Genomic DNA, 7904 nt, shown 5'->3' with positions numbered 1-7904 from the left:
CAACAGCGGCGCCACGTGGACCAACGACATCAGCCACGGCGATCTGGTGCGCACCAACCCGGATCAGACCAAGACCATCGATCCCTGCAACCTGCAGTTCCTCTACCAGGGACGTGATCCCAGCTCCGACGGCGTGGACTACGGCCTCCTGCCGTACAAGCCGGGCGTGCTGACGCTGCAGCGCTAGTGGTGTGGCGGCGGGCTCGGTGCAACGCCGAGCCCGCTAGCCGGCGAGCCGGAGTGCGGGCGCCAGCTGGTCGCGGCCGTCGATACCGAGCTTGCGATAGACCTTCGTCAGGTGAATCTCGACGGTGCGCAGCTGCACGAACAGCGCGGCCGCGATCTCCCGGTTCATCTTGCCCTCGGCGGCCAGCGCGGCGACCCGGCGCTCGGACTCGGTCAGGCCGGCGGGCCCGGCGGCGAGCTCCTGCCGGATCTCCTCGGCGAGGTCGTCGACGCCGCAGTCGTCGGCGAGGTCGACGGCTGTTCTGAGCTCGACGCGGGCCGGCTTGACCCGTCCGGCGAGGTGCAGCGCGCGGCCGAGCGCGAAGTGGCTGCGGGCTCGTTCCAGCAGCGCGTTCGTGGTCGACAGCAGTGCGACCGATTCCTCAAGCAGCGCAATGCCTTCGAGGCCTCTGAGCACGCCCTGTTCACGCAACACGGCCGCCAACGGCAGCACCGCGCCCGTTGCGCGCGCTAAGAGCTCTTCTGCGACGAGGTGGTCGCCTCCAAGAGGAAGCCGCCACGACGTGCTGTCGCAACCACGCGCGCGGAGCCGTTCGCCGCAGTCCAGCAGATCGCGCACACCGTCCTTGCGGCGCTCGGCCGCGATCCGCACCCTGCCCCGCGCGGCCAGCAGTGCCGGTGCGCCGAACAGATCGGGCACCTCGCCCGGCACGACCTCGAACACCTGCGCCGCCGTCTCGACGTCGCCCATGTCCAGCAGTGCCAAGGAAAGCTCGGTCAGCGCGGCGAAGATCGGCGTCGACACCCGCGCCGCCCCGCAGCTTTCGAGTGTCGCCAGCGCCTCGCGGGCGTCGGACTCCGCGGCCACCAACCGTCCAAGGTCCCTGAGGCATGCCGAACGCGCCGTGAGTGCCGCTGCGACGCACGGCCGATGCTGCCACCGCCGCGCGATGGTCAACGCACGGTCCGCACGGGCATAAGCCGCCGCAAGCTCACCACGCGTCCGCAGAAATGCGATCGCCCGCAGGTAGGGGTCGAACTCCGACGGCGTCACAGGCATGACGTCCGGGTCACCGATCCCGTCCGGTTCGAACTCCGGCTCCTCCCCCAGCAACGCCAGCAGCCCCGGCAGTGCGGGGTGCGCGGGATCGGCCTCCCCCAAGTGGTCCACGGCCGCCGGAACGTCCACATAGGACTCCGCCTCACCGAGTTCCGCCAGCAAGTCCTGAGATCCGGGCTCGTCCATGGCCCTGCGCAGGTACCTGACCGCGTCCACGACCCGGTTGCGCGCGCGGGCCCGTCCGGCGGCGGACACCAGCACCGCGGTCGCCCACTCCTCGTCCAGCGGCCGCGTCTCGACCAGGTGCTCGGCAACCGCCTCGGCCGACGCTCCCGTCTCGGTCAGCAAGCGGGCCGCGGCGGCGTGCAGGTCCTGCCGTTCGGTGATGGTCAGCTCTTCGCGGAGTGTGTTGCGCACCAACGGATGCACGAGCGAGCCGTCCGCCGACAGCAGTCCCATGCGGTGCAGCGAGGCGATCGTTCCGGCCAGCTCGCACGGTTCGGTGCCGATCAGCTCGGCGACGCGCGGCAACGTGACCTCACCGCCCAGCACGGCCAGCGCGTGCAGGGCGTCGGGGGCGTGCGGGGCGAGGCGCCGCAGCCGGACGTTGACCGTGGGCAGCAACGCCGGCGCGGTCTCACCAGGGTGCGCGCGGAGCAAGTTGAGCAGCAGCAACGGGTTGCCGCCTGCCTGCGTACGGCAGAGCGTCACGAACTCGTCGCCGGCCCGCCGCCCCAGCTCCTGCTCGACCAACGCGCGCACGCCGTCGAACGACAGCTCGTCCAGCCGGATCTCGCTGGTGCTCGCGGCGAGCAGCTCCTCGAGCGTCTGCGGCCCGGTGCACACCTCGCCCGCCCCGATCCCCGCCAGCGCGAACACCGGCAGGTGCTCGATGCGGTGCGGAAGCGTGCTCAACCACTGCAACGACGGCTGGTCGGCCCACTGCGCGTCGTCGACGACAAGAGCCACGGGCCGTTCGTTGGCCATGCGCGCGAGTGCCCGATGCAGGACGTGCAACTCCGGCAACGTCACCGGCCCCGGCTCGGCGAGCTGATCCGACTGCCCCAGCGCGGCGGCGATGCGCGGCAGGTGCTGCACCTCGTCCCCCGGCTGCACGCACACGAACAGCCTGCTCACCAGCCCGAACGGCAGCTCGCGTTCGAGATAGCTGCCTCGCGCGGCCAGCACCGTGAACCCTCGCTGCGCCGCCAGCTCACGCGCGGCGGTGAGCAGCGCCGTCTTGCCGGACCCCAGTCCCCCGGTGGCCACGACGAGGTGCCCGTCGCCACGAGCCGCCGCCGACAGCGCGCCCGCCAGCCGAGTCGTCTCCCGGTCCCGCCCGACCAGTCCAGGTTTCGCAGCCATGGGTCCATCTGAGGCCTGCCGCCCATCAACCCCCTATTGCGGGGGCATCACGCCCGCATGTGCCACCCGAGTGCGCCTCACCGCCGCCGGCCTCAAGCCGACCCATGAGCGAGCAACCACGCCGATCAGCCGCCCCGAAAGCGAGCGACAGCCCTCCAGGCGACACCGATCAGCCTCAAACGACCCATCAACGAGCAACCACGCCGATCAGCCGCCCCCGAGAGCAAGCGACAGCCCCTCAGGCCATGCCGATCAGCCTCAAGCGGCCCCATGAGCGAGCGACCACGCCCATCAGCCCGCCCCCGAAAGCGAGCGGCACCTCACGCCACCCCGAAGAACCTCAACCCGGCCGTGGTGGCCGCCGCCAGCACGATCACCGCGACGAACGGCAGCTTCCGCCACGCCGCGAGCCCTCCGACGACCACCCCGGCCGCGAGCGCCCAGCCGCCGAACTGCTTGCCGTTCGTCAGCGCCGAGACCGCGACCAGCGCCAACAGCAGCACCGTGGCCGATGCCGTCATCAGGTCGTTGACCTTTTCCGGCAACGTGACGCGGTCGCGCAGCAGCGGACCGGCGAGCCGGATCGCGAACGTGCCCGCGGCGAGGATCAGGACTGCGGTGACGGGCACGGTGCCTCCTTCTTCTTGAACACGAGCAATCCGGCCAGCGCGAGCAGCACCGGCACACCCGCGGGCAGGAACGGCGTCGTCGCGAGCGCTATCGCCGCACCGGTCAGCGCCGCGTTGCGCGTCGCCGCGTCCTTCAAAGCAGGCAGCGTGAGCGCGAGCATGGCCGCCGGGAACGCCGCGTCCAGCCCGAACGTCGCCGGATCCCCGATCGCCTGCCCCGCGAGCGCGCCGACGAGCACCCCGATGTTCCAGCAGAAGAACAACGACACGCCGCACGCCCAGTACGCCGCTCGCGCTCTCGCGGGATCCTTCTGCGACATCGCGAACGCGGTCGACTCGTCGATGAGCAGGTGACTGCCGACGATCCTGGCCAGCGGACTCCTGCCCAGCACGTCGCCGATCGCGAGCCCGAACGGCAGGTGCCGAGCGTTCAGCACGAGGCCGGCGACAACGGCAGCCGCGGGGCTGCCACCAGCGGCGACGATGCCCACAGCCATGAACTGCGAGCCGCCCGCGAAGATCACCAGCGACATCAGCACCGGCATCCACCACGGCAGGCCCGAGCCCACCGAGATCGCGCCGAACGACGCACCGGTCACCGCGGCACCTAGTGCGACTGCGGCCACGTCACGCAGAAGCACAGCATCAAGAGTTCGCCATATCGAACGCATCACCCATTACGATGAACACCTGAACGGGTGTTCGTCAAGCCGAACGGATGGACTTCTGTGTCGAACGCACCACTCGACCTCATCGCGGCCAACCTCCGCCGCGAGCGCGACCGCACCGGCATGTCGCTCTCCGACCTGGCCCGCAAGGCCGGAATCGCCAAATCCACGCTCTCCCAGCTGGAATCCGGCGCCGGCAACCCGAGCGTGGAGACGTTGTGGGCCCTGGGGGTGGCGCTGGGCGTCCCGTTCAGCCGCCTGGTCGAACCGGCAGTCCCGCGCGTCCAGGTGATCCGGGCGGGTGAGGGCCCGGTCATCCACTCCGAGCGCGCGCACTACTCCGCCACGCTGCTGGCCGCCTGCCGTCCGGGCACGAAGCACGACATCTACTGGCTGGCCCTGGAACCCGGCGGCGCCCGCGAGTCCGAGCCGCACGTGCCGGGCAGCGTCGAGCACATGATCGTGGCTTCCGGACGCTGCCTGGCCGGCCTGGCCGAGGACCCGGTCGAGCTCGGGCCAGGCGACTACATCGTCTATCCCGGCGACCTGCCGCACATCTGCAAGGCGCTGGAGCCGGGCACGACCGCGATGATGGTCATGGAGCACACGTCCTGAGTCTCACCCGGCACCGAAGCAGACCAGGGGGATGCGGGTGTCGATCGCGGACGTCCCCGCCAGCGCGCGGGCGGGGTCGACGCCCGCGGCGACGGCGCGGTGGTACGACTTCATCACCTCGACGGCCAGGTCGTCCGGCACGCGGGCCAGGCTGGCCACCACCGTGCTCGTGCCCGCGTAGAGCAGTGCCGCGCTGAACCCCAGCAGCTCGTCGCCTGCGCGCACGGTCGCTCGTCCGACGTCGCACGCGGACAGCACCACGTGCCGTGGCGCCACGGCCAGCGCGGTCAGGTCGTACGCCATCAACGGACCATCGGCGAGATCGAGGCACGAGAACAGCACGTTGTCCGGCTGATGATGGCCGTGCGCCACGAGATGCGCGACGTCGACACCGTCGAGCGCGCGCAGAACAGCGGCGACGGTCGCCGCGCTTCCCGTCAGGCACCGCGCGTCCGGGCGGACCGTGTGAATGCCCACGACCTCGGCCTCCGCGTTCGGCAGCCGTGGGCCCGCCACCAGCAGCGCGCCCCCGCGGATCGCCGGCCGGGCCGTCTGCTGGGCGAACGTCCACACCGACGCGGAAGGCGCCACGGTCACCGGCCGGCCGCGGAACTCCGGCAGCAGGCCCCACGGGAGCAGGCCGAGGTCTCCGGTCGGCACGATCACGGCGTCCCGGTCACCGAGCAGGCGCCGCAACGGGCCCGCGACGGCCCTGCTCAGGGTGGTCAGCTCCACGTTCAGCGATTTCGTCAACGCGGCTTCGAGACGGGCGGGGAGCACTCGCCCGCACAGGGCGTCGAGATCGCTCAGCAGGCGGTGCACCGCTTCCGTGACGACGCCGGTGGGACCGAGCGGCACCAGCGTGACCGACCGTTCCCCCACCACCAGCGCGGACAGGTCGCCCTCGCGATCGACCAGGCTGATCAGCACTCGGTTCGCGAGCCGGGCCTGAACCGCGGGCAGGGACACGATCCGACGGGACGGGCCACCGCCGTCCTGCTGCCAGGTTCGTTGCCGGATCAGATGTTCCAGGCGCCGGCGGCGGACTCGGGCCTGTGCCAGCGCGTCGGCCCGGCCGCGCAGCTCGGCCGCTCGCTCGTTCTCGCTGAGCTGGCGGATCTCGGCGAGCGCCTCGCGGACTTCCTGGTCGGCGGGAGCCCGGACCGGCTGCGCGAGGAACGCCTGGGCGCGGCAACGTTCGGTCCACGCGAACACCTGGCGCGGCGAGGCGGTGGCGAGCGCGATGCCCAGACCTTCGCCGGCGAGCTCGGCGCCCAGCCCGGCCACCGCCGCGCGCAGCTCGACGCTGGCCCACCGCCGCCGCTGCGCGTGCAGGAGGTCCAGGCCGGCGCGCAGTTCGCGCAGCGCCGGTCCTGAGGACGTGTGCGCCTTCGCGCGCAGGAGCCTGCGCAGCAGCCGCACGTCCAGGGGCGTGGCCGGTCCGGCACGCCTGCTGAGCGCGGGGATCTCGCGAGCCTGGTCCGGCCGTCCGGCGGCGAACAGCGCCCGCGCCGCGAGGAGATCGGCGAGATCGGCGTCGTGGCCCAGCCCGAGCGCGCGCAACCGGTCCGCCAGCCGGTGCGCCACGGGCACCAGTGCCGCGGGAGACGAGGTGAGGGCCAGCCTGGCGCGCACGACCGTCAGGTCGGCGACGGCCGACCAGGCGTGGTCGCCGTGCCGGCGGAACCTGCGTCCGGCCCTGGCCGCCCAGTTCCGTGCCGTGGCGGGGTCTCCACACGCCAGCGCGGTCTGCGCGCGGGTCAGCTCGGCCCAGGCGTAGTCCACGCTGAACCGGTCCGAGGTGAACAACGCGAACGCCGCGTCCAGCTCCCGGCCCGCCTCCCTGCCCAGGCCCGCCGCGAGCAGTGCCCGCGCCTTGTCCATCCTCAGCACCGGGAGGTACCCGGCGCCGTGTTCGGCGTAGAGCGCACCGGCGTTGTCGAACGCCCGCAGTGCCGCCGGGATGTCGCCCTCCAGCACCGCGCAGTAACCGGCGTCGTGCTCGACCTTCGCCTCGGTCAGGACGAATCCCTCGCGAGCCGCGATGATCCGGCACGCGTTCAGGTCCTCTCGTGCCCGCCGCGTCTTCCCGAGACTGAGGTTGAGGTACACCCGGTTGAGCAGCGCGGAGGTCAGCGCGAACGGCTCACCCGCGCGTTCCAGCAGTGGCACGGCCTCGTCGAACAACGGCAGTGCCTCGTCCAACCGGCCCGCGCGGTGCAGCACGAGACCGCGTTGCTGCAACAGGATCGGACGGTCGTGGTCGTTCACGAGCAGACCGGCCGCCTCGAGCGTGGCGAGGCCACGTGCGGTGTCGCCCTGTTCGGCCTCCGCGAGTCCAAGGCTGATCAGCACGTGCGAGGTCAGCACCGGATGGGCCCGCCGGACCTCTTCCCCGCCGGGGAACGACTCGGCCGGCCAGCACAGGATCCGCAGCGCGGCACGCAGCTTCCGCGCCCCTGCGGCGGGTTTGCCGCTGTTGGTCAGCCGCGACCCCTCCTCGCGCAGGAGCCGCACGCGACAGTCCAGTCGCTCGGTGGCCGCGGTCGTGGTCGTGGTCACTCCTCAAAGGACGAAGGCGGGGGTCACGATCGTGCCGGCGCCGGACAGCCGGACCACGATCTGCACGGGTCCCGGTGGCACCCGCGGGAAGACGAAACGACCGTGTGGCAACACCTCCGCCACCATCGTGCCGGTCGAGGCGCGCAGCTCAACGCGGTGCTCGCCGGGAGGGGTCAGCCAGCCGTCGAGCCGCACGTGCTCGTCCGCGTGCACCGCGATCTGCACCGCGATGGTGCCGCTCGGGCTGTCGAAGGTGATCAGCCTGCTCCGCTCGTCACCACGCGTCCCGGCGGGAACCGGTTCGAGCTCGAGCCGGGCGACGTCGAAACCGGGGCCCTCGACGTCGATCGCGAAGCAGCTGAGGAGCACGAGGTCCGGCGGCATCGGGTCGATCGCCTCGTACAGCTCGCGGACGCCGTCCAGCAGGCCGAGATCCACGGCGTCGAGGTTCGGCGGGTCACCGAAGGACGAGGTCATGACTGCTCCGCCGCGCCGGTGAGGCCGAGCAGGTCGCGCAGCTTCGCCAGGCACCTGCCGCGGGTCGGGCCGACGCTGCCCTGGCGCATCCCGAGCGTTCTGGCGATCACGCCGTAGTCGGGCCGCGGCACGAACGCCACGATCCGCAACAACTCCCGGCAGCGCCGCGGCAGCAGGTCGACGGCACGCCACAGCCGGGTGCGGTGATCCGTCACACCGGCCGCCTCCTCCGGTCCCGGCAACGGATCGGGGTGGTCCAGCATCGCGTGGTCCCCGGTCGGCACCTCCGCCCGGCCGCGGTCCCGCGTCCGCCAGGCCTCCCGTTTCGCCGTGGTGACGAGC

General features: G+C 72.1%; 8 protein-coding genes. 2 read left to right on the top strand and 6 right to left on the bottom strand.

What is annotated here, in order from left to right; translation table 11 throughout:
* Positions 1–187: non-reducing end alpha-L-arabinofuranosidase family hydrolase (locus tag UK23_RS39305; protein WP_045316877.1), on the top strand; the 187-nt coding region annotated here is incomplete at its 5' end.
* A gap of 36 nt (positions 188–223) precedes the next feature.
* Here UK23_RS39305 and UK23_RS39300 read toward each other — a convergent pair.
* The 3 genes from UK23_RS39300 to UK23_RS39290 form a co-directional block, all read right to left on the bottom strand.
* Complete coding sequence (locus UK23_RS39300; protein WP_045316876.1) at positions 224–2611, bottom strand: LuxR family transcriptional regulator; 2388 nt, start codon at positions 2609–2611, stop codon at positions 224–226.
* A gap of 320 nt (positions 2612–2931) precedes the next feature.
* Positions 2932–3240 carry an AzlD domain-containing protein gene (locus UK23_RS39295; RefSeq protein ID WP_045316875.1) on the bottom strand — a complete coding sequence of 103 codons (309 nt, stop codon included), beginning with the start codon at positions 3238–3240 and terminating at the stop codon, positions 2932–2934.
* Entirely contained in the window at positions 3219–3911 is a 693-nt protein-coding gene (locus tag UK23_RS39290) for an AzlC family ABC transporter permease (protein WP_045316874.1), read from the bottom strand. Before UK23_RS39290 ends, UK23_RS39295 begins: the two co-directional genes overlap by 22 nt.
* A 57-nt stretch (positions 3912–3968) precedes the next feature.
* Between UK23_RS39290 and UK23_RS39285 the strand changes: the two genes are divergently transcribed.
* Positions 3969–4523 (top strand): helix-turn-helix domain-containing protein, encoded by a 555-nt coding sequence (locus UK23_RS39285; RefSeq protein WP_045316878.1) that lies wholly within the window; start codon positions 3969–3971, stop codon positions 4521–4523.
* Between the two features lie 3 nt (positions 4524–4526).
* Here UK23_RS39285 and UK23_RS39280 read toward each other — a convergent pair whose 3' ends face one another.
* From UK23_RS39280 to UK23_RS53210, 3 genes are all read right to left on the bottom strand, one after another.
* The gene (locus UK23_RS39280) at positions 4527–7085 is read right to left on the bottom strand and encodes a CHAT domain-containing protein (RefSeq protein ID WP_045316873.1); all 2559 of its coding nucleotides are present in this window, start codon (positions 7083–7085) and stop codon (positions 4527–4529) included.
* A 3-nt stretch (positions 7086–7088) separates the two neighbouring features.
* Positions 7089–7562 carry a hypothetical protein gene (locus UK23_RS39275; protein WP_045316872.1) on the bottom strand — a complete coding sequence of 158 codons (474 nt, stop codon included), beginning with the start codon at positions 7560–7562 and terminating at the stop codon, positions 7089–7091.
* Positions 7559–7904: RNA polymerase sigma factor (locus UK23_RS53210; RefSeq protein ID WP_045316871.1), on the bottom strand; the 346-nt coding region annotated here is incomplete at its 5' end. The genes UK23_RS53210 and UK23_RS39275, both read right to left, overlap by 4 nt.

The organism is Lentzea aerocolonigenes (assembly GCF_000955955.1).
GTDB classification, from domain to species: domain Bacteria; phylum Actinomycetota; class Actinomycetes; order Mycobacteriales; family Pseudonocardiaceae; genus Lentzea; species Lentzea aerocolonigenes_A.
Note: the sequence above shows the minus strand (reverse complement) of the source record. Positions and strands in the feature narration are given on the sequence as shown.

What these genes read in the sequence shown, in the direction of transcription:
- UK23_RS39300 (WP_045316876.1), bottom strand. Translation starts at nt 2,611, where the DNA reads ATGGCTGCGAAACCTGGACTGGTCGGGCGGGACCGGGAGACGACTCGG.
- UK23_RS39290 (WP_045316874.1), bottom strand. Translation starts at nt 3,911, where the DNA reads ATGCGTTCGATATGGCGAACTCTTGATGCTGTGCTTCTGCGTGACGTG.
- UK23_RS39275 (WP_045316872.1), bottom strand. Translation starts at nt 7,562, where the DNA reads ATGACCTCGTCCTTCGGTGACCCGCCGAACCTCGACGCCGTGGATCTC.